The 23,559-nt window shown below is 71.6% G+C and carries 28 protein-coding genes; 24 read left to right on the forward strand and 4 right to left on the reverse strand.

The annotated features are described in order from the left end of the window. Positions 1–18 precede the first annotated feature (18 nt). The 5 genes from ABT238_RS04310 (at position 19) to ABT238_RS04330 (ending at position 3,602) form a co-directional block, all read left to right on the forward strand. Positions 19–843, forward strand: a complete 825-nt coding sequence (locus ABT238_RS04310) for a helix-turn-helix domain-containing protein (protein WP_350755484.1) — start codon at positions 19–21, stop codon at positions 841–843. Next, on the forward strand, positions 840–1,517 hold the full coding sequence (locus ABT238_RS04315; protein WP_350755485.1) for a zinc finger domain-containing protein: 678 nt from the start codon (positions 840–842) through the stop codon (positions 1,515–1,517). Before ABT238_RS04310 ends, ABT238_RS04315 begins: the two co-directional genes overlap by 4 nt. Further along, on the forward strand, positions 1,514–1,939 hold the full coding sequence (locus ABT238_RS04320) for a hypothetical protein (RefSeq protein WP_350755486.1): 426 nt from the start codon (positions 1,514–1,516) through the stop codon (positions 1,937–1,939). Before ABT238_RS04315 ends, ABT238_RS04320 begins: the two co-directional genes overlap by 4 nt. A gap of 104 nt (positions 1,940–2,043) precedes the next feature. Continuing rightward, the gene (locus ABT238_RS04325) at positions 2,044–2,211 is read left to right on the forward strand and encodes a hypothetical protein (RefSeq protein WP_350755487.1); all 168 of its coding nucleotides are present in this window, start codon (positions 2,044–2,046) and stop codon (positions 2,209–2,211) included. Next, on the forward strand, positions 2,208–3,602 hold the full coding sequence (locus ABT238_RS04330; protein WP_350755488.1) for a hypothetical protein: 1,395 nt from the start codon (positions 2,208–2,210) through the stop codon (positions 3,600–3,602). Before ABT238_RS04325 ends, ABT238_RS04330 begins: the two co-directional genes overlap by 4 nt. A 393-nt stretch (positions 3,603–3,995) precedes the next feature. Here the strand turns inward: ABT238_RS04330 and ABT238_RS04335 are convergent, their stop codons facing one another. Together ABT238_RS04335 and ABT238_RS04340 are read right to left on the reverse strand one after the other, a co-directional pair. Continuing rightward, entirely contained in the window at positions 3,996–4,394 is a 399-nt protein-coding gene (locus tag ABT238_RS04335) for a hypothetical protein (protein ID WP_350755489.1), read from the reverse strand. Positions 4,395–4,808: 414 nt separating this feature from the next. Further along, complete coding sequence (locus ABT238_RS04340) at positions 4,809–4,958, reverse strand: hypothetical protein (RefSeq protein ID WP_350755490.1); 150 nt, start codon at positions 4,956–4,958, stop codon at positions 4,809–4,811. 363 nt (positions 4,959–5,321) lie between these two features. On the opposite strand from ABT238_RS04340, the gene ABT238_RS04345 reads away from it, so the two are divergent. Genes ABT238_RS04345 through ABT238_RS04355 form a run of 3 tightly spaced genes read left to right on the forward strand, consistent with a single transcriptional unit; the run spans position 5,322 to position 8,568 of the window. After that, on the forward strand, positions 5,322–5,837 hold the full coding sequence (locus ABT238_RS04345) for a helix-turn-helix domain-containing protein (protein ID WP_350755491.1): 516 nt from the start codon (positions 5,322–5,324) through the stop codon (positions 5,835–5,837). A gap of 3 nt (positions 5,838–5,840) precedes the next feature. Continuing rightward, positions 5,841–7,115 (forward strand): PBSX family phage terminase large subunit, encoded by a 1,275-nt coding sequence (locus tag ABT238_RS04350; RefSeq protein ID WP_350755492.1) that lies wholly within the window; start codon positions 5,841–5,843, stop codon positions 7,113–7,115. Further along, on the forward strand, positions 7,102–8,568 hold the full coding sequence (locus ABT238_RS04355; protein WP_350755493.1) for a phage capsid protein: 1,467 nt from the start codon (positions 7,102–7,104) through the stop codon (positions 8,566–8,568). The genes ABT238_RS04350 and ABT238_RS04355 overlap by 14 nt, the downstream gene beginning before the upstream one ends. On the opposite strand, the gene ABT238_RS04360 is transcribed toward ABT238_RS04355, so the two are convergent. Further along, complete coding sequence (locus tag ABT238_RS04360; RefSeq protein WP_350755494.1) at positions 8,561–9,565, reverse strand: SRA domain-containing endonuclease; 1,005 nt, start codon at positions 9,563–9,565, stop codon at positions 8,561–8,563. The genes ABT238_RS04355 and ABT238_RS04360 overlap by 8 nt on opposite strands. A 133-nt stretch (positions 9,566–9,698) precedes the next feature. Beyond that, a complete protein-coding gene (locus ABT238_RS04365; protein WP_350755495.1) occupies positions 9,699–10,520 on the reverse strand; it encodes a hypothetical protein in 822 nt (273 codons plus the stop codon). A gap of 88 nt (positions 10,521–10,608) precedes the next feature. Between ABT238_RS04365 and ABT238_RS04370 the strand changes: the two genes are divergently transcribed. The 16 genes from ABT238_RS04370 (at position 10,609) to ABT238_RS04445 (ending at position 23,559) form a co-directional block, all read left to right on the forward strand. Further along, positions 10,609–12,840, forward strand: coding sequence for a phage minor capsid protein (locus ABT238_RS04370; RefSeq protein WP_350755496.1), 2,232 nt, complete (start codon positions 10,609–10,611; stop codon positions 12,838–12,840). Between the two features lie 12 nt (positions 12,841–12,852). Next, positions 12,853–13,014: an Rmf/CrpP fold protein gene (locus ABT238_RS04375; RefSeq protein ID WP_350755497.1), complete on the forward strand. Its 162-nt coding sequence runs from the start codon at positions 12,853–12,855 to the stop codon at positions 13,012–13,014. Positions 13,015–13,102: 88 nt separating this feature from the next. Beyond that, positions 13,103–13,822, forward strand: coding sequence for a hypothetical protein (locus tag ABT238_RS04380; protein WP_350755498.1), 720 nt, complete (start codon positions 13,103–13,105; stop codon positions 13,820–13,822). A gap of 12 nt (positions 13,823–13,834) precedes the next feature. Next, positions 13,835–14,845 carry a major capsid protein gene (locus tag ABT238_RS04385; RefSeq protein ID WP_350755499.1) on the forward strand — a complete coding sequence of 337 codons (1,011 nt, stop codon included), beginning with the start codon at positions 13,835–13,837 and terminating at the stop codon, positions 14,843–14,845. After that, positions 14,845–15,099 (forward strand): hypothetical protein, encoded by a 255-nt coding sequence (locus tag ABT238_RS04390; protein ID WP_350755500.1) that lies wholly within the window; start codon positions 14,845–14,847, stop codon positions 15,097–15,099. Before ABT238_RS04385 ends, ABT238_RS04390 begins: the two co-directional genes overlap by 1 nt. 15 nt (positions 15,100–15,114) lie before the next feature. Continuing rightward, positions 15,115–15,507, forward strand: a complete 393-nt coding sequence (locus ABT238_RS04395; protein ID WP_350755501.1) for a hypothetical protein — start codon at positions 15,115–15,117, stop codon at positions 15,505–15,507. Continuing rightward, the gene (locus ABT238_RS04400) at positions 15,501–15,824 is read left to right on the forward strand and encodes a hypothetical protein (protein WP_350755502.1); all 324 of its coding nucleotides are present in this window, start codon (positions 15,501–15,503) and stop codon (positions 15,822–15,824) included. Before ABT238_RS04395 ends, ABT238_RS04400 begins: the two co-directional genes overlap by 7 nt. Continuing rightward, positions 15,821–16,177, forward strand: a complete 357-nt coding sequence (locus ABT238_RS04405) for a hypothetical protein (RefSeq protein WP_350755503.1) — start codon at positions 15,821–15,823, stop codon at positions 16,175–16,177. The genes ABT238_RS04400 and ABT238_RS04405 overlap by 4 nt, the downstream gene beginning before the upstream one ends. Continuing rightward, positions 16,170–16,589: a minor capsid protein gene (locus ABT238_RS04410; RefSeq protein ID WP_350755504.1), complete on the forward strand. Its 420-nt coding sequence runs from the start codon at positions 16,170–16,172 to the stop codon at positions 16,587–16,589. Before ABT238_RS04405 ends, ABT238_RS04410 begins: the two co-directional genes overlap by 8 nt. An 11-nt stretch (positions 16,590–16,600) precedes the next feature. Then, a complete protein-coding gene (locus tag ABT238_RS04415) occupies positions 16,601–17,095 on the forward strand; it encodes a phage tail tube protein (protein WP_350755505.1) in 495 nt (164 codons plus the stop codon). Beyond that, positions 17,092–17,571 (forward strand): hypothetical protein, encoded by a 480-nt coding sequence (locus ABT238_RS04420; RefSeq protein WP_350755506.1) that lies wholly within the window; start codon positions 17,092–17,094, stop codon positions 17,569–17,571. The genes ABT238_RS04415 and ABT238_RS04420 overlap by 4 nt, the downstream gene beginning before the upstream one ends. A gap of 86 nt (positions 17,572–17,657) precedes the next feature. Then, on the forward strand, positions 17,658–17,780 hold the full coding sequence (locus ABT238_RS04425) for a hypothetical protein (protein WP_350755507.1): 123 nt from the start codon (positions 17,658–17,660) through the stop codon (positions 17,778–17,780). Positions 17,781–17,866: 86 nt separating this feature from the next. Next, positions 17,867–20,308 (forward strand): phage tail tape measure protein, encoded by a 2,442-nt coding sequence (locus tag ABT238_RS04430; RefSeq protein WP_350755508.1) that lies wholly within the window; start codon positions 17,867–17,869, stop codon positions 20,306–20,308. A 4-nt stretch (positions 20,309–20,312) separates the two neighbouring features. Continuing rightward, positions 20,313–21,257 carry a phage tail family protein gene (locus ABT238_RS04435; protein WP_350755509.1) on the forward strand — a complete coding sequence of 315 codons (945 nt, stop codon included), beginning with the start codon at positions 20,313–20,315 and terminating at the stop codon, positions 21,255–21,257. Between the two features lie 87 nt (positions 21,258–21,344). Then, positions 21,345–22,412, forward strand: a complete 1,068-nt coding sequence (locus ABT238_RS04440; RefSeq protein ID WP_350755510.1) for a hypothetical protein — start codon at positions 21,345–21,347, stop codon at positions 22,410–22,412. 25 nt (positions 22,413–22,437) lie between these two features. Then, entirely contained in the window at positions 22,438–23,559 is a 1,122-nt protein-coding gene (locus tag ABT238_RS04445) for a hypothetical protein (RefSeq protein ID WP_350755511.1), read from the forward strand.

Here is a 23,559-nt window from a genome sequence, read left to right on the forward strand (position 1 = left end):
CCAAGGGAGGGAACCCCGTTGAGTCATCTTGCCCGTGAGTGGGTGTGGGAGTGCTCGGACACCCGAGGCACGGCCCGCCTGGTCCTGCTCGCCCTGGCCGAGCGCGCCGGTGAGTCCTGCGTCGCCTTCGGGTCGACCCGCACGCTCGCCGCGCGCACCAACGCGTCGGAACGGGCCGTGAGCGACGCGATCAAGGCCACCATCCGGCTTGGCGAGCTGCAGCTCGTCGAGGGCCGCCGCGGCCCCTACGGCGCCCGCGTCTACCGCCTTCCCAAGGCCGTCGGCTGGACGCCCGGCGCCGCCGTCGAGGGAGAGGAAGATTCTTCCGCCCCCGCCGATGGGGGGTGCGAGAACTGCACCCCCGGGGGTGCAGATTCTTCGGGGCGGGGGTGCAGTTCCTGCGGGGCGGGGGGTGCAGATTCTGCCCCCCAGAACCAGAAGAACGAGAGTGGAACGGGAGGGAAGCAGTGGAGCGCGCGCCCGCGCGGGGGCTCTGCGGCCGCGGGTGGTCCTGCTGCGATCTCTCTGCCCGCCGACTGGCAGCCCGACGACGAGCTGCTCGGGTGGGCCGCGGTCTCCGGCCACCTGCAGCGCCTCGGGCCCGACGGCCTCGACCACGCCACGCTGAAGTGGGCGCGGCACCGGGCGACTGCGCCGGCCCGCACCCCAGCCCAGTGGCGCGCCGACTGGCAGCAGTGGATCGGCCGGGAGCGCCCGACGGGCCGCCCGCCGCTGCGGGCCGTACCCGGGGGCGCCTCCCGCCCCTCACCACCGGCCAACCGGAACGCCGCGCTATTGCAGGCCGCGCTCGACGACCTGCAGGCCCGCGGGGGTGCCCGATGAACCCCGCCGAGGTGGCCGCGCTGCTCGCCTACGCCGGAGAGCTCGACCCCCGCAACGCCAACGCCGACGCCGAGGAAGCCGCGGCGCAGCTTCGCCGGTGGTGCGAGCTGCTGCAGGACGTGCCGGCCGTCGCGGTCGAGGGGTGGGACGCCGCGGCGGTGGTCCGTCGACACATCGCGTCGTCGCCGTGGCCGATCATTGCGGCCGACGTCGCCCGGCCGTGGGCCACGCACCGCCGGACCCTGCTCGCCCGGCACACCGACCCCCGCCCGGCCGTCGACCCCGACGACGACCGCGCCTACCGGGACGCGATCCGGGAGCAGCGCACGGCGGTTGCCACCGGGCAGGCCGCGCCGACCAGCACGCGGCAGCTGACCGGCGGGCCGGCCGCCTCGGTGGCCGCCCGGATCGGCCGGGCGTTGCCCGCGGCCGCCGCCGAGCAGCTCGCCGAGTACCGGCCGGTGCGGGCGGCGCGGGAGGCCGCGGCCGCCGCCGGGCGCCCGGATGCGCTGGCCGTCCCGTGCGACTGGTGCCACGCGCCGGCCGGTGAGCCGTGCCGGCGGCGCACCCTCGCGCCCGGCGCACAGGCGGGCACCTGGTCGAGGCGCCGAACCGTCCACCCGACCCGCACCGACAAGGCCGCCGCCGGCCGCCGACAGGAGAGTGCCGCGTGAAATCCCGCCACCGCCCGGGTGCCCGTCACCCGATCCCCGTGTCCGCCTACCGGCTCACCGCCACGTGGCCGGGCCACGCGCGGCGCCCGGCCCTGTTCGAGTCGTCCGACCGCCGCCAGTTCCGGCGGGTGGCGCGCGAGTACGCCGCGGCCGGCGCCGTGGTGCTCTGCGAGGAGTCCCTCGGGTACGGCCGGTGGCGCGCGATCGAGCGTCTCGACGGGCCGGCGCTGCTGCGGGCCCGTCGTGAGGCCGAGCTCGGCGCCCGCCGGGTCGAGGCCGAGCTGCTCGCCGAGCGACGCCGCGAGGAGCAGCGGGCCGTCGAGCTCGCCGCCGTCGAGGCCCTCATGGTGCAGCCTCCGATCCCGCGCGACGGCGGCCGTCCGCGGGCCCGAACTGTCGCTCGCTGTAGGGGAATTCGATGATCCTTGCGCCGCGACCGGTCGATGCACCCCCCATGCGCGCGGGTGTCCGCGCCGCCCCTTCCGAAAGGTCACACACAGTGCCTGCCCTGCCCTCCCGATACCTCGTGCACGAGACCCGCGCCGAGCGTGCCCTGCCCTTCCCCGCGTCCCTGCCCGTGGTCGCCGAGCTGCGCGCCGCCGGCCGTCCCGCGGCGGACGCCGACCTGTTCCTCGACCCCGTCGAGGGCCGGCTCGTCGTCGCCTACGTCCTCGACCCGCGGGACATCCCGTGAGCGCGGCTCCCGGTGACCGGGCGGACGTCGAGCGGATGCTGCACCTGGACGACCGGGCCGCACGCGGCGCCCTGCTGCCCGGTGAGGCCGAGTTGCTGCGTGAGGGGATCGGCGAGCTCGCCCGATACCGGGAGTGGTGCGCCGAGTGGAGCAGCCGCTACCTGCGACTGCGCCGCACCGCCCGGCAGCGACTGCTCGCCCTGCGCCGGGCCCTGGCCCGGGCGCAGCGCGGCCGGGCGGTCGAGGCCGAGCTCGCCCTGCTGCGGGAGCGCCTCGACGCCGTGGCGCTGCCGACCGTCGACGACCGGGCCGCCTATGAGGAGCTGCTCGCCGCCGAGCTGCTCGACGGGTGGGCGCTGGCCCGCGGCCGCGCCGCCGTCGAGCTCGCCGCGGCCGGCCTGCAGGTGGACGTCGTGGTGAACACCGCCGACTCCCCCCCTGCTCCCGGCCGACCGGTCGGCCACCTAGACCGGGCCCCGGCGCCCCCGTTCCACGACAGAGGGGCGCCCGGGCTCACCAACTCACCACCTGAACAACCTACTTGGGAGCGCACCGTGTACCCGTCCACCCGCATCCGTCAGGCGGTCGAGCAGCTGCGCACCGTGCGCGCACACTGGGGCGCGCTGCTCGTCGTGATCGAGACCGCGCCGGCCCCGGTCTGGCCGCCCGCCCAGCTCTCCACCCACCTCGCCCAGCAGGCCGCCGACGACGTCGAGCTGCTCGTCGACGACCGCGTGCCGCTCACCCTGCGCCAGCACCCCGCACCCGCCAACCTCGCCGCCCTCGACGCCGCGGTGCGCGTCGAGCGGCTCGTGTTCGACACTGCCGACACGCTCGCCGCCGCGGTGCAGCGGCCGATCGAGCACCGGCCCGTCTCCACCCCGGGCCGGCCGGTCGTGTGGGCCGTCGACGAGGCGGACGCGTCCGACCCCCGCCGATGGCACTACGCGAGCCCGACCGACCCCGGGAGCCGTCGGCACGGCCTGCACTGGGCCGCGCTCTACATCGAGGGCAGGCTGCTCGGCGAAGACACCACTCCGGAGCAGCGCGCCGGTTCCCGCACCCTGGGGCCGGCGCTGTTCGGCCTGCTGCCCGAGCATCTCGCGCACGAGGCGGTGCGCGTCGCCGGGCAGGCCGAGCACCTCGCGCTCGGCGCGCTCGCGCTCAACCGCAGCGAGACCGTGATCGAGGGCCGGCCCTGCCCGTGGTGCTCTGGCGAACTCACCCTGCACACCGACCCGCGCACCGCCCCGAGCGTCACCTGCGCCACCGGCCGCCCCTGCCCGGCCCCCGTCGACCTCGACCGGCGCGGCCGCCGGTCGTGGGTCGGGGCCGAGCTCGTCGAGCTGCTCGCTGCTCTAGACCAGCCCGTATCACGCCACACCAGGTGATTATGAGAAGGAGGCACTGGGGCGATTTTGCTTGCACCTAATTCGCCAGCCCGCAAATCCCACCCGGCTAATATTTGCGATTCAAATAATCTTGCTGGGCCCGCTCAATTTCCTCCCGCTCCCTCAAATAGTCAACGAACCTCGACCGGCGACGCACCCGGATCATCACGATGAGAACTACGCTCAGCCCTACGGAAACTATCGCGACAGCCGTCCCGCCACCGAAGGCAATGGCAGTAGAAATCAAACTCAGGCAGAAGACGAAAAGAACGCCGATCCATGCGGCAACCCGCTTCGCGCGCCCCGGAGCACCCACAACGATCCGCGGCGCCGACCGCCGGCCACTTCTAACTCGCCGCATGGCTACTGCCACCACAGTCCCGGTAGAGCAGGTCACCACCCATTGACACTCGCCCCCGCCGCCGCCGAGCCCAGGAGCAATGTCATACCAGTCATATTCATAACGGCCGCATACGGCCAACCTTTGATCTGGCCATTTTCATAACAAATAACTCGGAAGCTAAGCGGCAATATACTGTAGCCTGCAAGGAGCGTCACGGAAGCCCAGATCACTTGCGAGACCGATACCGCCTTATGCTCATGCGCGGCGATAACGAGTAGCGCCACAAGCGCCACAGATGCCGCTACCACCCAATCAATCCACCAGATCGCATCCTCTAAATTCAAGGCATGCCACTTCTGATGATGCGGCTTCCGAGAGGCAAACTTGAGCCAGAGCTGAGCGAGCGAGACACCTGCAGCCAGGACCATCGCCGCAAGGACGGGATCCATAAAACACCTCCGCGCTGCTGGCCACTGACAACGCCACCCACCGAGCCGCAGGTGACCCCATCTCTCTTCCATGGTCGCGCTGGCGATCGACAGGCGCGAGCCGATACGGGCCACGCCCCGGGCAGGCTGCGCGACCATGGGCACACCCTCGACGACGGGCCCGGGCAGCAGCCCGGGCCCGTCGTCGAGGAGGTGTTCGCCGATCACGACGAGGAGGCGAAAGCCGCGCGCGTGCTCGCCTGGGCCGGCCGCCCCAGCCCCGACATGGACGCCGCCGCGGTCGTCGAGTGGGCCCGCAGCTAACCCCTTGCGCCGTTATCGATCTGTGACCTAGAGTTGGAGGCGCTTCCGGCGTGCCCGGAACACCTGGCCGACGGCCCGCCACACCCCCCGAGTGGCGGGCCGCAGCTGTTCCTACCGGCGCCCGCCGCGCCGCACCGGAACGGCGATCGCCGCGAAACCGGTACCCAACAGCGTCATCGCGGCCGCATCAAGCTGCGGGTGCCGCACGAGGATCACAACCATGACACCGGCCGCCAACGCCGAGCGAGTCAGCTCGATCACCTCTGCCGGCGTCCAGCCTCCCCCTGTCGGCGCAGCACGCCGCCGCTGTTCCACACTTCCCACAGAGCACCCTTTCCTCGCTGACCGAGTGATGGGCGGCGCCGCTCCTCCACCAGTGTCCCAGCACGCCAGGAGCACCGACCCACGCAAAGTGCGGGGGTGGAAAGGTTCGAAGACCGATCCAGCCGCCCACCCCGCGAGGCAACCTGGACAAAGCCTCATACAATTGGCCAATCGAAGGCATGCAGCCTTAAAAATCATCAAAAGCAAGATATACAGAACTTCTGTAAACTGACTTGGCCAAGTGACTTTGCATTCTGCCTTTGATTAACGGCTACTGCCGACGGTTGGAGGTGATGCCCGGTGCGCGAACCCATCACCGACCAGGACCGCGAGCAGGTGCGCCGCCTTCACGCCGACGGCCTGTCCCGCAACGCGATTGCCGAGCAGATCGGGCGCAGCAGTTCGACCGTGTCGAAGATCGCTGCGGAGTTGGGGTTGGCGTTCACGGGCGGCGCCCGGACGGCTGCGGCGACCGCGGCCCGGCAGGAGGATCTCGCCGCCCTGCGCCGGGACTTGACGGCCCGGTTGTACCGGCGGGCGGCGTCCAACCTCGACCGCGTCGAGGCGGACACCTACACCCGCGTTGAGCTGCTGCCGACCGGTGACACGGTCGAGGTCGTCAGCGACGACCCGCCGGCGCAGGACGAGCGCCACCACTCGCAGGCGATCGGCGGCTATCTGACCAGCGCGGCGCGACTGGCGGAGATCGACGCCGGAACGTCCGGGCACGAGGTGCGCAGCATGCTCACCGATCTTGCCCGGGGCCTGCGGTCCGCCTTCGCCGACGAGGACGAGGCGGCCACCGACGGGGGGTGAGCCGTGCTCGCCCCCGCTCCCGATCTCCCCCTCTCCCGCAAGCAACTTCGGTCGGTCGCCCGGGCTACCGCCCGCATCAACATCTGGCACGGCGCCGTCCGGAGTGGCAAGACCGTGGCCTCGTTGCTGGCGTTCCTGCTGGCCGTCGCGGAGGCGCCGCCGTTCGGGCTGATCATCGTCTGCGGCAAGTCGTTGCAGACGATCGAGCGCAACGTGCTGGAGCCGCTCGGCGACACGACGCTGTTCGGACCGGTCGCCGCCGGGCAGGTGCGGCACACCCGCGGCGCCACCACCGCCGTCATCCTGGGCCGCACGGTCCACCTGATTGGCGCGAGCGACGCCAGGGCCGAGGGTCGACTGCGCGGCCTGACGGCCTACTTGGCGTACGTCGACGAGGCGACGCTGCTGCCCGAGGCTTTTTGGGTGCAGTTGCTCGCCCGCTTGTCCATCGACGGCGCGCGCGTGCTGGCCACCACCAACCCGGACTCGCCGCGGCACTGGCTGCGGACCGGGTACCTCGACCGCGCTGGCCAACTGGACTTGCGTGCTTGGCATTTCGGGTTGCACGACAATCCGAGCTTGTCGCCGGCCTACGTCCGGTCGCTGAACGCCGAGTACGTCGGCCTGTGGCGCCGGCGCATGATCGACGGCGCGTGGGTGGTCGCCGAGGGCTCGATCTATGACTGCTGGGACGAGCAGCAGCACGTCGTCGACGAGCTGCCGCCCATGCTCCGGCACTGGCTCGGTGTGGACTACGGCACGTCGAATCCTTTCTCGGCGATCCTGCTTGGCTTGGGCGAAGACGGCCGGCTGTACGCATGCGCGGAGTGGCGATACGACAGTCGACAGAAGCGCCGGCAGATGACCGATGCCCAGTACAGCGCAGCCCTGCGCGGCTGGCTGGCCGGGCTCGGCGTCGACCCGGAGTGGACGTTCCTCGACCCGTCGGCCGCTTCCTTCCTCGCCCAGCTCTGGGAGGACGGGCACCCCGGAGTCGCCCGGGCGCGAAACGAGGTGCTCGACGGCATCCGCTCGACGTCGACCGCACTCGCGGCCGACCTGCTGCTCGTGCACCGCTCGTGCGAGGGCCTGCTCTCCGAACTGCCCGGCTACGTGTGGGACCCCGCCGGGACCGCCGCCGGCGAAGACCGCCCGCTCAAGGTCAACGACCACTCGTGCGACGCGCTGCGGTACGTGGTGCACTCCACGGCCGCCGAGTGGCGCCACCTGGTCCCCGATCTACTGGTGGAGGAGGTGAGCGCCGATGCCGCTGCCTGAAGTCAACGCGCCTTGGCCGCCGCGCCGTTGGGCGCCCGAGCTCGCCGAGATCGCGGTCGATGACGCGTGGTACTCCGGCGACCCGCGCCGGCTCGCCGCCGTCTACCAGGGCCAGACCCGGCGGCGCGACGGCCGGAGCCGGCTGTGGGGGCGCGACCGCACGTCCACCCCCGACCGCCGCGAGTCCCGCCTGCACATCCCCATGCCCGCCGACGTCGCCCGCCGCTCCGCCTCCCTGCTGATGGGCTCGCCCCCGCGGCTGACCGTCGCCGACACCGCCCTGCAGACCCGCCTCGACGAGCTGCTCGGCACGCGCGCCGAGCGGACCCTGCTGGAAGCCGCCGAGGTGTCCGCCGCGCTCGGCGGCGTGTACCTCGTCGCCGCGTGGGACGCCGAGATCGGCCCCCGCCCGCTGCTCACCACCGTGCACCACGACGCCGCCCTGCCCGAAGTGCGCTACGGGCACCTGATCGCCCTGACCTGCTGGGAAGAGCTGGAGCGGCGCGGCTCGACCGTGCTGCGCCGGCTAGAGAGGCACGAGCGCGGCCGAATCGAGCACGCCCTCTACGAGGGCACCACCGACAACATCGGCCGCCGAGTGCCCCTCACGGAGCACCCGACCACGGCCGCGGTCGTCGACAGTCTCGGCCCGTCCGGCGCGATCGAGACCGGCATCCCCGGTCTCACCGCGGCCTACTGGCCCAACATCGGCCCCAACCGCACCCACCGCGGAAGCCCGCTCGGCCGATCCGACCTGCAGGGACCGGCACGCGACATGTGCGACGCGCTCGACGAGGTGTGGACATCGTGGATGCGCGACATCCGGCTCGCCCGCGCCCGCCTCATCGTTCCCGCCGGCTACCTGCGCAACCGCGGCCCCGGCAACGGTGCCAGCTTCGACGACGACCAGGAAGTCTGGCAGGCGTTGGACATCCCGCCGACCGACACGGGCGCCGGCATCACCATGTCGCAGTTCGCCATCCGCGTTGCAGAGCACAAGTCGACGTCCGACGCGCTCGTGCGACAGATCGTCGAGGCTGCCGGATACTCGCCGTCCACCTTCGGGCTCGACGGCGGCCCGCCGGTCACCGCGACGGAGACCCTGGCCCGCGGGCACGACAGCATGGTGACCCGCGCAGCGAAGATCAGCTATGCGTCCCCGGCCGTCGCCGACATCGTCGAGGCCATACTGCAACTCGACCGCGCGCTCGGCTTCTCCCGGCTCACCCCCGAGCGGCCGGTCGTCGCCTTCGGGCCAGCGGTCGCCCCGGACCCGCAGGCGCAGGCACAGACGCTCTCCCTGCTCGACCAAGCTCAGGCCGTCAGCACGGAGACCAAGGTCCGCATGGTGAATCCGGAGTGGGATGCCGACGCAGTCGCCGCCGAGGTAGCCCGCATCCACGCCGAGACCGGGCAGGCCGTGCCCGACCCGGTACCCGACTTCGTCAGTTGAGCGAGGACGGCACTCCGAGGAAGGTCTCGCCCGAGGGACGAACGACGACGATCTCGTGCTCGGCGAGCAGTTCCCGCAGGTCCTCGTCGGGAAGCCCCGGAAGGACGACGGCACGCCGCGGCGGCTCCGGGTGGTCGTCGGTGCGGGTGTAGCGGCTGTAGTCGAGCAACTGTCCCAGCGCCATGCGGACCGCCTCCCGGCGGTGGGTGCCCTTTACCTCGTACAGCACGTGGCCCGTGACGTCGTACAGGTCGGACAGCAGCGTTCCCGTCTTGCCCTTGATCCGGATCTGAAAGCGGCGGACCTCGTGTCCAAGCGCGGTGAGGTGGGCCTCGAATGCGTCGCTGAGCTCGCCCTCGCGGCGCTTGGCGATCGTCTCCGGGACGGCTGCCCGCTTGGTCTCCTTCGTGGTGTTCTTCTCGGGTTCGACGAGCTTGCTCTCGGTCGTGTTTGCCGGCACCAGGCGGGCAACGGTGGTCTCCGCCGGGGGGATCTCGTCCTCTGGCTCGTGCTGGACCGTGCCGACCGGACGGAGACGGAAGACGATCACTCGACGGCGCAGGCCGTCTTCGTCGAGGCCCTCGCGGACAACGTAGGGCGTGCGCTTGTCGAGCTCGAACGCGCCGACGTACCGGTGCAGCTTGGTGTCGGTGCCCTCCACGGTTCCGACTGCGACGAACAGGCGAAGCGTGCGCCCGTCCCGGCCGTGGTGGAGTACGGCCGAGTTGCCCTTGCCGTAGTCACCACCGAACGTCTGGTCGCCCTTCTTTCCAGCTCCGGTGTACTCGAAGACGGGGCCGATCTCGTCCTCTTCGGCGAGCCAACCGTCGTGGTAGCCGAACTGGTGGCCGACCTCGTGATCGGAGAACAGCGTCACGTTCTTGGGCTTCCGGGACGGCACAATCCCGCCGCTGTGGCGGCTTCCACCGTAGACAGCACAGATCTCGGGACGGGTGCCGATCTGTCCAAGCTTGAAGTCAGTGGGCGCATGCGTCATGCACTGACGGTAGCGGCTTGCACTGACAGCATCCCTGGTGCGGGATGAGGCTTGTGAGCCCATGCCTAGCTGGCGGGTACCCGAGGCGAGGTCGACCAGGTCGATACACGCCGATGACAACTGTGGCGCCTCATTATCGCCGAGTGAATGCCTTTCTGGATTTCAAGTACTCGTCGTCATTATAGAATGCAGGGAAGAATTCATCAAAGTGAGGAAGCTCAACCCCCTTGGCGCGAGCATCTTCATTGAGGAGATAGAGAGTCTCGACAACATAGCGAACTATGGCAGCACACAGGAAAGTGGCTCGCTTCGCGACATATTCCGAGTCTCGATCACCCCTAAAGACATCGCCCAGCGTTGACAGCCTATCGCCCATCTCTGAAAATGCGACGACGTATGCCGCGTCGCGTCGAAGCATTTCGTTGATAAAGTCGACATCTCGCTCATTCTTTGAGTTATGTCGCACCGGCCGCTCAGCCAGCAATGGCATCCCCACCTCAGAAAACCACCGCGCAATCGGGTCAATCGGCTTGGCCTTGGGCGAGCCAGTGAGAACATCCAGGCCGTGATACCGGTCATACTGTGCAAAATCGGCAAGAATCTCCATAATGACACCCACTAGAGGCGAAGCCGGAAACTCCCACCTGAAACGACCTTGCTCCATTACAAATCGAGCACCCTGCACCGCATTCAGCAACTTCCGAAGATCATGTCCATACTCCTTTTTAAAGCCTGCAGACTCCGGAAACGCCCCAAAGTTCACCCGGTGACTTATAAGAAGCGTGAGCTTCATTAGGCGCTCTAGGCCGATCGTATAGTTGAAGAACGCGCCATAATAGAGCCCCGGCTCGCCACGGTTCGATTTCCGCATATACGTCAACCCGATACCGATCGACTGCGCCGACAGGTCAGCCTCCTGGCTAAGCAGTCGCCACTCCGTACCTAGATCCTCCACGTGCTTCTCCTATCCAATCGGGCCGCTTCGGCCCGATTGTCCTTGATACGGCGCCTCCCCCGCTCGACTTTTCAGGAGGTGGTCGCCGATGGCTGTGTCACCGTGGATGGCCGAGGATCTCACCGACCGCGTGCGCGCCCTGTATGAGGACGCCGAGCAGCGCCTGCTCGGCATCGTCGCCCGGCAGATCGCCGACGGCCTCGAAGCGCCTGGGTGGGCCGTCGCCAAGCTCGCCGACGTGCAGCCGCTGCGGCGCGCGGCGCAGGGCGTCGTTGACGCGCTCAGCACGGCCATGACCACCGAAGTGCACGACGTTGTCGCCGAGGCATGGAACCGCGGTGCCCGGACCGGGCTCGCCGAGCTCGGCGCTCTGGCCGACGTCGACGCCGCGCGCATCGCGGAGTCGACCCCGGCCGGCCGCGCCGTCGACCGGCTCGCCATGGAAGCCGTCGAGCTCGTCACTGCCACCCATCGCGGCATCCTGCGCGGCGTCGAGGACGGATACCGGCAGGTGATCAGCGAGGTAGCTGGTACGCCTCTGCTCGGCATCGACACCCGCAGGCAGGCCACCGCCCGGGCAATGGAGCGGTTCGCCGACCGCGGCCTGCGAAGCTTCGTTGACAAGTCCGGCCGGTCCTGGCAGATGACCAGCTACGCCGAGATGGCCGTGCGAACGGCCGTCGGCCGGGCCGCCGTCGAGGGGCAGGCCGACCGGCTGCGCGCCGCCGGCGTCGAGCTGGTCAAGGTGTCGACCGCGCCGCGCGAGTGCCCGCTCTGCCGCAAGTGGGAAGGGCGGATCTTGTCGCTCGACGGCCCGGACGGGTCGCGCGAGATCGAGGTCGAGCACGCCGTCGACGACGGCCGCACTGTCCGCGTGCGGGTGGCCGGCAGCGTCGAGCAGGCCCGCCGTGCCGGACTCCAACACCCCAACTGCCGGCACTCGTTGAGCGCCTACACCCCGGGCGTCACCGTCGCGGAGCCGCCGGAGCTGTCCGACGGCACCGGGTACGAGGCAGGCCAGAGGCAGCGCGCGATCGAGCGCCAGATCCGCAAGTACAAGAAGCGCGCTGCGGCGGCCGCGACACCCGAGGCCCGGCAGGTTGCCGAGCAGCGGGTGCGGGACTGGCAGGCCCGGATGCGCGACCATCTCACCGCCAACCCGGAGTTGAAGCGGCTCAGGTACCGCGAGCAGCTGGGGGCGGGGAACCTCCCCGAGCCGCGCCGCCCGGCGCCGCCGGATGCGGTCGAGGCCGCGAAGGTGCGCGCCGGCGACCACCGGACGCCAGCCGAGATGAGCGACGAGCAGCTCGGCGCCGCTCTGCGGCACGGCAGCCTCGACGAGCGCGACCGCGCCAATATCGAGGCCGAAGCGAACCGGCGCGACGAGCAGGCCCTGCTCGACCGCGTGCGGCCCGGCGGCCGGGTGGCTGAGCACCTGGTCGAGTTCAGCGATGACGAGCTCGCCCGCGTGCTGCCGCTACTCAGCGACGCCGGCGTGCTGCGGGTGGCAGTCGAGTTGGACCGGCGCGACATCGACGCCGCCCTGCCCGGCGCCCGGCGCGACTTGATCGCGCTGTCCGAGCGGCAGCTCGCCGAGCGGGCCCGGCACGCTACCGGCGACGAGCTCGCCGCCCTGGCCGCCGAGGCGGACCGGCGGGCCCTGCTCGCCGAGCTGTTCCCCGGCGGCCGGCTGCTGGCGGACCTCTCGCAGGTGGCCGACGACCGGCTCGGGTGGGCGCTGCGCTACACCGATACCGACGGGGCCGAGCGCATCGCCGCCGAGCTTGACCGCCGCTACCCGCTCGACCCGCCGCCGGCCGCCACCGGCCGCGGAGTCGAGGCGCAGCTCGCCGACCGGGCCGCGGTCGACGAGGCGCTGCGCCCGGGCTCCCGGATGGACGACTGGTCGTGGGTCGATGCCGCGCCCGACGAACACCCGTGGGACCGCCTTCCGGCGGCCGAGCGGTGGCTCGCCGAACGGGAGTGGGCCGAGGCCGGGAACCGGCAGGCGTTCACCGCCAAGCAGGTCCGGCAGATGTACGACGAGTACGTCTATGCGCAGTGGCTCGACGCCGAAGAGTGGTGCCGCGGCGTGCTGCTCACCAAACGGGCCGAACTCGACGGCGTCGACCCCCTGAGCCTGTTCTCTGGGCCGGCGCACGTGGCCTACGCCCGGGCGTCCGAGGAACTGCGCCGCTACTGGGCCGAGGTGTCCCCCCGGACCACGCTCGCCGAGTACACCGAGCAGCTCACCGGCGTGCGCTCGGCCGCCGCCGACACCGCCCGTAAGACCGGTGCCGACATCTCCAACAGGTTCTAGGGGGGTGAGGAGTTGGGGTTCCGCGCCGACGTCGTGCGCGCCACCCGGGCCGGCCGCGATGCGGCCCGCGCCGGACAGCCGATCACCGCCTGCCCCCACCCGCGCGACAGCCTGCTGCGCTCCGCATGGGTGCGCGGCTACGCCGCCGCCCGCCCGCTCACCGCGCCGCCGTAGCGCGCCGCCCGTTCCCGCCAAGGTCCGTACCCCGACCCGGGGGACGGGCCTTTCCATTTCCGCTCACGGCCCGGAGGGACCAACTACCTTGCCCACCAACGCATTTCCCATCCACCCCCGCACCGGGCTACAGGCCGTCGGGCTGCGCCGCGACGGCCGCCCGATCTGGCCCATCCTCGGGGGCTCCGGCGACACCGGCCCCACCGGCACGCCGACCGGCGACCCGGCCGCCCCGGGCCCCACCGACCCGGCCGCCCCCGCTCCGGCTCCGGCCGCGCCGCCCCCCGCGCCGCCGGCCCCGGCCGGCCCCACTTCCGAGCAGCTCGCCGAAGCGCAGCAGCAGGCCACCGACGCGGCCGCCCAGCGCGACCAGCTGCAGGCCGCCCTCGACGCCATCAACAAGGCCATCAACCCCGACGCCGGGGCCGGTGCGGACTCCGACCCGGCGCAGCTCGCGGCCGCCGTCGCGGACCGCGACCGGCAGCTCGCCGAGCTCGGCGCCCAGCTCCGCACCGCGCGGGTCGAGCTCGCCGCCCACCAGGCCGCCGAGGCGGCCGGCGCGCGCCCCGACCGGCTGCTCAACTCCCGCAGCTTCGCGTCCGCGGTCGCCGACCTCGACCCGGCCGACCCGAAGTTCGGCGAGCGGCTCACGGCCGCGATCACCGCGGCGGTCGACGCCGACCCCGATCTCTACCGCGCCGCCGGCGCCCCGCCGGCCCGGTCCGGCGGCGAGTTCCGCGGCGCCCCCACCACCCGTACCGAACCCGCGTCGCTGCTCGAAGCGATCTCGGCGCGGCTCGCCAAGTAAGGAGGCCGCCCCGTGGCTATCACGCTGGCTGACGCCAAGCTCAACACGCAGGACGCCGTCGACCTGCAGGTGATCGACGAGTTCGCCAAGTCGAGTTGGCTGCTCGACAACATGATCTGGGACGCCGCCGTGAACCCTGCCGGCGGCGGCGCGACCCTCAGTTACGGCTACACCCGGCTCGTTACCGAGCGCGGCGCAGCCTTCCGGCCGCTGAACACCGAGTACGCCAAGGGGCAGGCCAAGCGCCAGCGCTACAGCGTCGACCTGTCCCCGCTCGGCGGCGCCTTCGAGATCGACCGCACGATCGCCGAGCTCGGCCCGGCCGCGTCTGCAGAGGTCAACTTTCAGATGCTGCAGACCATCAAGGCCGCGAACGCCTTCTTCTCAGAGCAGGTGATCACCGGTAAGCGGGTCACCACCCCGGGCGCCGAGCAGGGGTTCGACGGCCTCGACAAGGCGCTCGCCGGCTCCGTGACCGAGATGGGCGCCGGCGCCTCCCTCGACTGGACCGGCACCACCCTGGGCGCCGACGCCGCCAAGGTTCACAACGCGCTCGACGTCCTCGACGAGTTCCTCGGGCTGCTCGACGGCGTCCCGTCTGCGCTGCTCGGCAACAAGAAGACGATCTCTCGCGTGCGCTCGCTCGCCCGCCGGGCCGGCTACTACAGCCGCACGGAAAACAGCTTCGGGCAGACCGTCGAGTCCTACAACGGGATTCCGTTCGTCGACCTGGGCGCGGTCGCTGGCAGCAACAACCCCGTCATCCCGATCGAGTCGCGCGACGTCGACGGCGCCGGCCCCGGCGGACAGATCACCGGTCTGTCCGACATCTACGCCGTCCGGCTCGGGATCGACGGCTTCCACGGCGTGACCACCACCAGCGGGAAGCTGGTCCGGCAGTGGCTGCCCGACTTCGAGCGGGCTGGTGCGGTGAAGGTGGGCGAGGTGGAGCTTGGGCCGGTGGCCACCGTGCTCAAGGCGACCCGGGCCGCGGCGGTGCTGCGGAACGTCAAGGTGCAGTGATGTACGCGATCACCTCCCCGTACGGGGATGACGGCCCGGTTGCCGGCGTCCACTTCACCAACGGCCGGGCCACCATCGACGAACTCGGCGCCGGGGCCCGGCTGTACTTCCTGCGGCACGGCTACGAGGTCGAGCAGCTCGACGACACCGACGAGCAGGGCTCGACCGGCGACGGCCCGCCGCCCCCGCCCGCCACCACGAAGGGGCGCAGCCGCGCCAAGGAAGGGGCGGCGCCGCCCGCGCCGTCCCGGTGATCGGGGGTGGGCGTCGTGGCATTCACCTACGCCACCCCCGCGCAGCTCGCTGCGTGGCTGGGCCGGCCCGCGCCGGCGGACGCCGAGCGGCTGCTCGCCCGCGCGTCCGCCGATGTCGACGCCGCGCTGCTCACCGCCTGCTATCCCGTCGACTCCGCTGGCGCCCCTACCCGCCCCGAGCACGTCGCCGCGCTGGCCGATGCCGCGTGCGCTCAGGTCGAATACCAAGTCGCCGCGGGGGAGGACGGGACCGGCGCGGCCGCGCGCTGGTCGAGCGTGAGTGCCGGCTCGATCAGCCTCTCGGCGAGCAGTTCGGCCCCGGCCGGCGCGCTCGACCTGGCCCCCCGGGCGCTGCGGGCTCTGCAGCAGGCCGGGCTCACCGGTCACGGGGTGGGCGCCCCATGGTGACCCGCGTCCCCCGGTGGCTTCTGCGCCACCGCATCGTGATCGAGCCGTACGTCGGAGAGTCCGCGTACGGGCCCATCTACGGCCCGCCCCTCGACGACGTGCCCGCCCTGGTGTCCGAGTCGGCGCGGCTCGTGCGCGCCCCGGATGGCCGGCAGGTCGTCAGCTCGGCGCAGGTCGTGCTCGACCTCGACACCGACGTGCCGGCCGGCTCCCGGATCACCCTGCCGACCGGCCGCACAACCGTGCCGATCACCGTCTCGACCATCGACGCGCCGGGCCTGCCCGTGCCCGCGCACAAGGAGGTGACCTGCGAATGAGTCGCCCCCGTGCCCGGATCGAGTGGACCGGTGACGCCGTCCTGCGGGCCGAGCGCGCCGGCGCCGCGCGCGGCCTGCTCGCCGCCGCCGAGCACCTGCTGCAGGTCTCCCGCGAGGTGGTGCCGATCGAAGAGGGCACCCTCGCGCGCTCCGGCGTCGCATCCGTCGACGAGCAGCAGCTCACCGCCGCAGTCTCCTACGACACCCCCTACGCCACCAGGGTTCACGAGGACCTCAACGCCCGCCACGACGCCGGCCGGACGGCGAAGTTCCTGGAGCGGCCAGCCGCCGAGGAAGCCGCGGCGGTCGAGCAGATCATCGCGGCCGCGGTCCGGCGGGCGCTGCGTGGCTGACGTCCTCGACTCCCTGGCCCGCTATCTGCAGGCCGCCGGCCTGCTCACCTACGACCCCACCGGCGTCAAGGGCGACACGTTCATCGAGCTCCTTCCGCCCGCGCCCGACCGCGCGGTGCAGCTCTCCCTCTACGGCGCCGGCACCCCTGACCCGCTCAACGCGTGGGACGAGCGGTCGCTGCAGGTGCGGGTGCGCGGCACCGCAGACCCGCGGGTGTCCCGCGCCCGCGCGGAAGCGATCTTCTCCGCCCTGCACGGGCTCGCCGGAGTCGAGCTGCCCGGCGGGATCTGGCTCGTGCTGTGCATCGCGCAGCAGACCCCCGCCCCGCTCGGCGTCGACGCCGCCGGCCGGCACGAGCACACCACGAACTTCCGCCTCGACGTCGAGGCGCTCAACCCCCGACCTACCTAGGAGGTGACCCCATGGCGACCACCGGAAGCCCGCGCCCGATCGACGCCCGAGGCTGGATCTTCGAAGTGCAGGACCTGACGGCCAGCACCGAGACATGGCTGCGTGTGGGCCTGTTGACGTCCTTCTCTCACTCGCCGGGCGAGAACGAAGAGGTGGAGGACATCACGAGCTTTGACGACGACGGCCACTACTCGCAGGACATCATGCAGCGCGGCGCGTCCATCTCCCTGGAGTCCAAGTACGCCGCCGACAAGACCGGCGCGCGCGACCCCGGGCAGGCATACGTCGACGAGAAGTGGACGCCGCGTCTCGGCGCCGAGTCCCACAACCCCGTGCGCTGGCGCCACCGCACCCAAACCGCGTGGGTGGTGTGGGACGCGACCGTGTCGCCCGGCGAGCAGGGCGGCGGGACCACGGAGAAGACCAGTTGGAGCGCGACGATCACCCGCTGTGGCAAGCCGTCGAGTACCGCGGTGACCCCGCCGCCGGCCGGGGGTGGCTCGTGACCGACGACGAGCTCGACCTCGACCACCAGGACCCGCCCGGCACCGGGGGGTTCGCGGACTTCGATGCGTTCTTCGCCGAGCAGGCCGCTACCGGACCTGCAGAAACGTTTCAGCTCTACGGCCGGACGTACACCTTGCCGGACGCCCTGCCGTTGATGTTCACGCTGCAGATGGAGCGGCTGCAGGCATCCGACGACCCGGACGACGTCCGGACGATGTTGCGAACCCTGGTGGGTGAGGATGCCCTCGATCACTGGGCCGAGCAGGGCATGACCGACCGGCAGCTCGGCATCGTCCTCATCTACGCGGCCGCGACCGTCCGCCGGCCCGGCAGCATCACCCTGCAGCGCGCCGCCGAGCTCTACGACCAGCAGAACGGGGCCGCGGGAAAAGCCCCGACGCCGCCGGCCCCGAACCGGGCTACCCGCCGGGCGAAGACGGGGCGGCGGCGGGCGGGCTCTGGGCGGCGGTCCTGACGCACTGGGCCGCCGTCGAGGCGGACCTCACCCGCACCTACCACCTCACCGCCGCCGAGGTCGCCGCACTCACTGAGCGGCGGTTCGTGGTCCTGCTCGGCGGGCTCGGCGAAGACTCCCGGTTCCGTGAGCTGTGGGCGCGCACCCCCCGCACCGTCTCGACGGCGGCGGAGATCGCCGCGATCACGGGCCTACCCGCCGAGGGCTGAGCGCGGGCTGCATCTGATCGAACACGACGAGCTTCCAACAGCGGATCATCCGCGGTTGGTTGCGCTCGGCGAGGGGGTGAGCAGCGTTGGCGCTCACCGTCGGCGAGCTGCTCGCCACCATCACCGTCGACGACGCCCCGGCCGAGGCTGGGCTGCGCCGCACCGAGCAGGGCATCCGCCGTACCGCGCAGGTCATCGAGGACGAAGCCGGCCGCGCCGGCCAGGCCGCCGGGCGCGAGCTCGGCGAGCAGCTCGCCGAGGAGTCCGAGCGCGGCGCCGAGCGCGCAGGCTCCGGCATCACCAGCGCGCTCGGGGCCGTCAAGGGTGCCTTGATCGGCGGCGCGATCGGCGCCGCCCTGATGGCCGGGCTGTCCGAGGCCGTCGAGCAGGACAAGGGGACCGACCTCCTTGCGGCTCGACTCGGCGCGACCCCGGAGCAGTCCGCGAGGCTCGGCAAGGCGGCCGGGAAGCTGTTCACCGGCGGATACACCGAGTCCGTCGAGGCCGCCAACGAAGCTCTCCAACACCTGTGGCAGCAAGGGCTCGTACCGGCCGACGCGACGGCCGAGCAGCTGCAGCAGGTCGGCGGCCGCGCGCAGCAGGTCGCCGACATTCTCGGCGAGGAAGTCGGCCCCGTCGCCAAATCCGTTGGGCAAATGCTCAAAACGGGAATGGCCAAGGATGCCGACGAAGCGTTCGACATTCTCGTAAGGGGAACTCAGCTCGGCGCAAATAAAGCCGAGGACCTGCTAGATACTTTCAACGAATATCCGACTCAGTTTCGGGATCTGGGCATTGATGGAAAACAGGCCATGGGCCTTATCCATCAGGGCCTGGAAGCGGGCGCGCGCGATGCTGATGTCGTCGCGGACGCTTTCAAAGAACTGAATATTCGGGTCAAGGATGGCAGCGCTGCCGATGGGCTCAAGTCCATTGGCTTGAACGCGGACAAGATGGCCGCCGCGTTCAACAAGGGTGGGCCGGAGGCGAATGCCGCACTTGATCAGATCATGGATCGGCTGCGGCAGGTCAAGGACCCGTCCGAGCGTTCCAAGCTCGCTTTCTCGCTTCTGGGAACTCAGGCCGAGGACCTTTCCAAAGCCCTTTTCTCGCTCGACCCATCGAGCGCGGTCGCAGGGCTCGGCGCCGTCGACGGCGCGGCCGCCAAGGCGGGCGACACCATGCGGGACAACGCGTCCACCCGTTGGACCAGCTTCACGCGCGGCCTGCAGCAGGGCGCCGTCGAGGTGCTCGGCTCCAAGGTGGTGCCGGCCCTCATGGCGGCCGCCGACTGGGTCGGCACGCTCGGCACGAAGTACGACACCGCCCGCAAGTTCGTCGGCGAGCACAGCCTCGCGTTCAGCATCGCGGCCGGCATCATCGGCGCCGTCCTGCTGCCCACGCTCATCGCGCTTGGGGTGCAGGCCACCGTCACCACCGCTACCACGGTGGCCGGTTGGGCCGCGCAGAGCGCGGCCGCGGTGCGCACCGGCGCAACCTACCTCCTCACCAATGCGGAGATGCTCGCCGGTTGGGCGGCGCAGGGCGTCGCCGCCGCTGCGGCCGGCGTCCGGGTGGTCAGGGCATGGGTGCTCATGGGCACACAGAGCCTGCTGCAGGCCGCTCGCATGGCGGCCGCGTGGGTGATCGCGCTCGGGCCCGTCGGGTGGATCATCGCCGCCGTGGTCGGCCTGGTCGCCCTGGTGATCAGCAATTGGGACACCGTCAGCAGCGCGACGGCCGCCGCGTGGAATTGGATCGTCGGCTTTGTGAAGTCGGCGGCCGGTTGGGTCGTCGATGTGTTTTTGAATTGGACGTTGATCGGGCTCCTGATCAAGCATTGGGATTCCATCAAGTCTGGCGCCGTCACGGGCTGGAATGCAACGGTGGATTTCGTCCGTGGCATTCCCGGGCGCATCGTCGAGTTCTTCCTGAACTGGACTCTCGTCGGACTTTTGATCAAGCATTGGGATTCGATCCGCTCGGGCGTGGCCGAGAAGGCGTCCGGGCTCGTCTCGGACGTCAAGGCGCTGCCCGGCCGCATCGCCGAAGGGCTCGGGAATCTCGGCTCACTGCTAGTCGACAAGGGGCGCGACATCGTGCGCGGCCTGTGGTCCGGCATTCAGTCCATGGGCGGCTGGCTCAAGGACACCCTGATGGGCTGGGCCAAGAATCTCATTCCGGGCCCGATTGCGAAGGCGCTGGGAATCCACTCGCCGTCGCGCGTGATGGCACAGCGGGTTGGCCGCTGGATTCCCGCCGGTATCGTCTCGGGAATCGAAGGCGGGCAGCCCGAACTCGCCGCCGCTATGCGGGACTTGGTCGAGGTACCGGACACCCCCGCCCTCGCGGCGGCCGCGCGCACGCCGCACCCCGCGGTGGCCGCGCAGCTTCCGACCACCGCCTACAGCACGGCCGGCGCCGGGCCGTCCGGCCCGCTGCTGCACATCGAGCAGTTCAACGCCGGTGGCCAGTCTCCCGAGCAGCTCGCGGCCGCGCTCGGGTGGGAGCTCAAGGTGAGGGGGTGAGGCTGTGGCGGGCGACCGCGTCACCCTGCCGGGGCACATCCAGTTCGGCGAGTTCCTGCTCGGCCCCGGCACCCCCTACCGGTGGCGGAAGCTGAGCGGCTGGTCCGACTCCCCCGCGTGGGACTCGGGCACCACCAACCGCCCGGCCGGCCACGGCGCCTACCCGGGTGCCCTCTGGGCGCAGCCGCGCACGGTCACGGTCGAGGACATCGTGATCCGGGCGCCGGCCGCCCGGATCGGCGCCGTGGTCGGCGCGTTCGAGGTCGGCGCAGCGTCGATCGACGACGAGCTGCCGCTCGTCGTGTGCGTCGACGAGCGCGGCCCGCTGCTGGTGTGGGCGCGGTGCCTGCGGTGGTCGGTGCCCACCGGCCGGGGGTACCGGGTCGGCACCATCACCGGCTGCTCGCTGCAGTTCGAGGCGACCGATCCCCGCCGCTACGGCCTCACCGAGCGGCACGCCGACACCGGCCTGCCGATCGACGAGCAGGGCCTCGACTGGCACCTCGACGCGGCCGCCGAGCGCGGCCTCGACTGGCACCTCGCCACCCCGCCCGGCGGCCTACCGCCGTCCGAGGACGGGATCACCTTCGGGTCCGGCGGGTCCACCGGCATCATCACCACCACCAACGCCGGCCGGGCCCCCGCGCCCGCGGTGCTGGTGTTCACCGGGCCCGTGGAGCTGCCTTCGCTCGTCGACCTGCGCACCGGCCGGCGGTGGGAGTACGACATCACGCTCGGCCCGGGCGAGCAGCTCGTCGTCGACGGCGCGGCCGGCACGGTCACCCTGTCCGGCTCGTCCCGCATCCACACCGTGACCGACCGCTCGGCCCCCGAGCAGTTCCTCGTCGTCCCCCCGGGAGTCTGCGACTTCGCGTTCGCCGGCGCCCCCGACACCGTCCCGCACCCCGCCGCCCGCGCCGAAATGCGCTGGCGTGACGCCCACTGGTAAGGAGGTACTCCCGTGCCCGTGCGCGCCGCGTGGCTCCCGCCCACTGGGCAGACCCGCACCGATACCCGACTCGCCCCCGTCGGCACCATGACCCCGACCGGGGCGACCACCACCGCCCCCGGAGTGATCCCCGGCGGCACCCCCCTGTCGCTCACCTCGACCGCCCCCATGCAGGCGCAGCTCGGCGCCGGCCGCGCCATCGTGCAGGGCACCACCCTGCAGGGCGCCTACCCCGTGACCCTCACCCTTCCCGAGACGCTCGACTTCGCCCCCGGCCACACTCAGTGGGACCGGATCGACGTCGTCCTGCTGCACGTCTACGACGGGCTCTACGACCAGAGCGGAAAGGCTCTGGCAGCGGTCGAGATCCTCAAGGGCACCCCGGCCGCCGACCCGAAGCCGGCGCCGCTCCCCTCGTGCTCCCTTCCGCTGTGGGCGGTGCGGGTGCCCGTCGCCGCGTCCGCCGGCACCGGCGGCATCCCCTGGGCCACCGCCGTCACGGACCTACGCGTCTACACCGTGGCCGCCGGCGGCATCCGCCCCGATGCGAGCAGCGACCCGGGCGCCTACGCCGGACAGCTGCGCGACACCGGCACACGGGTCGAGCGGTGGTCCGGCGCCGCATGGGTGCCCTACCCGTCCGCGCTCGGCGGCATCGTGCCCAACACCGGCCCCGCGTTCGGCAGTTACGTCGGCCAGTGGCGCGACGGACCCACCGGACTGGACCGCTGGGACGGTACACAGTGGGCGCCGCTCGGCCGTTGGGTGCCGTACACCCCGTTCTGGTCCGGGCTGGACATCTACGGCGACGCGACGGCCGGCGGCCGGTACTGCCGGATCGGCCGGCACGTCGACGTCGTCGCGTGGCTGACCTGGGGCCCCGGCAGCTCGCTCGGCACCGGGAACATCAGGGTGACGCTCCCGGTGGCGTCCGCGGACGTCGGCGCGCCCCACGGGTGGCAAGGCACCGGCCGCCACCTCGACGCAGAAACGTACTGGCGTGCGCTGCTGCCCGTCGTGGACGCCGGCGACGGCGGGGCGCAGGTACTGGCGACCGCCCCCGACGGGCAATGGATGAACCCCGGACAGCTCGGCTACCGGTGGAACCGGGAAGGCGCCAGCATGCGCGTGCAGTTCAGCTACGAGACCGCCTAGGGCCACCGGCCCCGGGCCCCCGGGGGTGGTCGAGCTGCCGCCTCTCGCCACCCCCTACACCCCGTACCGCGTGCTGATCTGCGACCTGCGCAGCGACCAGCTGCTCGACGTCCTGCCGCTCTGGGGCGTCGCGTTCGACGAGTTCCTCGGGAAGACCGGTTCGCTCCGGGCGACGGTGCACCTGGTCACGGCCGAGCTCGCCGCCCGCGCCCGCGCCGCGCTCGTTCCCGGCCGCACCGCGCTGTGGGTCGAACGGGCCGGCTCGATCTGGTGGGGCGGCGTCCTGTGGACCACCAGCCTCGCCAGCGACGAGCACGGCGAGCTCTCCCTCGCCCTGCAGGCCGCCACCTGGGATTCGTACCTCAGTCACAGAATCCTGTTCGACTCCCACCAGGCCGAGCAGGTCGACCAGTTCGACATCGTGCGCAACCTCATCTCCTACACAGCGGCGCAGCCCGGGGGCGACATCGGGATCGAGGCCGGCAGCGAGCTGTCGGGGGTGCGCCGCGACCGCTTCTACAGCCGGTACGACCAGCCCTACATCCGCGACCTGGTCGAGCAGCTCTCACGCGTCGAGCGGGGGTTCGAGTGGCGGATCGCCTCGACCCGCGACCCCGACACCGGCCGGCGGATCAAGCGGCTGCAGCTCGGCCACCCGGTGATCCAGGCCGGCGCGAACGAGGTGGTACTCACCCGCCCGGGCCCGATCCTCGCGTACACGTGGCCCGTCGACGCCACCAACAAGGCCAACGTCTGGCAGGCCCGCGGCGCCAGCGTGAACCGCAACCAGACGGCCGACTCGCACCCGCTGCTCTCCCCGCTCGTCACCAGCTCGGCAGACATCGCGGAGGGCTGGCCGAGGCTCGACGGGTCCGCCGACTACAGCACCGTTGAGCAGCAGGAGACGCTCGACGCGCACGCCCGCGCGGACGCCGCCGCCCACCTCGCCCCGCAGACCGTGCCCTCGATCACCGTGCGCCTCGACGGCCAGATCAGCCCCGCCCTGCTCGGCGCCACCGCACGCGTCAAGATCACCGATCTGTGGTGGCCCGAAGGCATGACCGCCCGCCACCGCATCATCGGAATCGCCGTGACGCCACCGGAGCGCGGCCGCCCCGAATCCGCCCAACTTCTCCTGGAGGCATAA

The organism is Kitasatospora sp. NPDC001527, from assembly GCF_040298605.1.
GTDB lineage: Bacteria > Actinomycetota > Actinomycetes > Streptomycetales > Streptomycetaceae > Kitasatospora.

What these genes read in the sequence shown, in the direction of transcription:
- ABT238_RS04315 (WP_350755485.1), top strand. Translation starts at nt 840, where the DNA reads ATGAACCCCGCCGAGGTGGCCGCGCTGCTCGCCTACGCCGGAGAGCTC.
- ABT238_RS04335 (WP_350755489.1), bottom strand. Translation starts at nt 4,394, where the DNA reads ATGGATCCCGTCCTTGCGGCGATGGTCCTGGCTGCAGGTGTCTCGCTC.
- ABT238_RS04355 (WP_350755493.1), top strand. Translation starts at nt 7,102, where the DNA reads ATGCCGCTGCCTGAAGTCAACGCGCCTTGGCCGCCGCGCCGTTGGGCG.
- ABT238_RS04360 (WP_350755494.1), bottom strand. Translation starts at nt 9,565, where the DNA reads ATGACGCATGCGCCCACTGACTTCAAGCTTGGACAGATCGGCACCCGT.
- ABT238_RS04370 (WP_350755496.1), top strand. Translation starts at nt 10,609, where the DNA reads ATGGCTGTGTCACCGTGGATGGCCGAGGATCTCACCGACCGCGTGCGC.
- ABT238_RS04390 (WP_350755500.1), top strand. Translation starts at nt 14,845, where the DNA reads ATGTACGCGATCACCTCCCCGTACGGGGATGACGGCCCGGTTGCCGGC.
- ABT238_RS04400 (WP_350755502.1), top strand. Translation starts at nt 15,501, where the DNA reads ATGGTGACCCGCGTCCCCCGGTGGCTTCTGCGCCACCGCATCGTGATC.
- ABT238_RS04405 (WP_350755503.1), top strand. Translation starts at nt 15,821, where the DNA reads ATGAGTCGCCCCCGTGCCCGGATCGAGTGGACCGGTGACGCCGTCCTG.
- ABT238_RS04415 (WP_350755505.1), top strand. Translation starts at nt 16,601, where the DNA reads ATGGCGACCACCGGAAGCCCGCGCCCGATCGACGCCCGAGGCTGGATC.
- ABT238_RS04440 (WP_350755510.1), top strand. Translation starts at nt 21,345, where the DNA reads ATGACCCCGACCGGGGCGACCACCACCGCCCCCGGAGTGATCCCCGGC.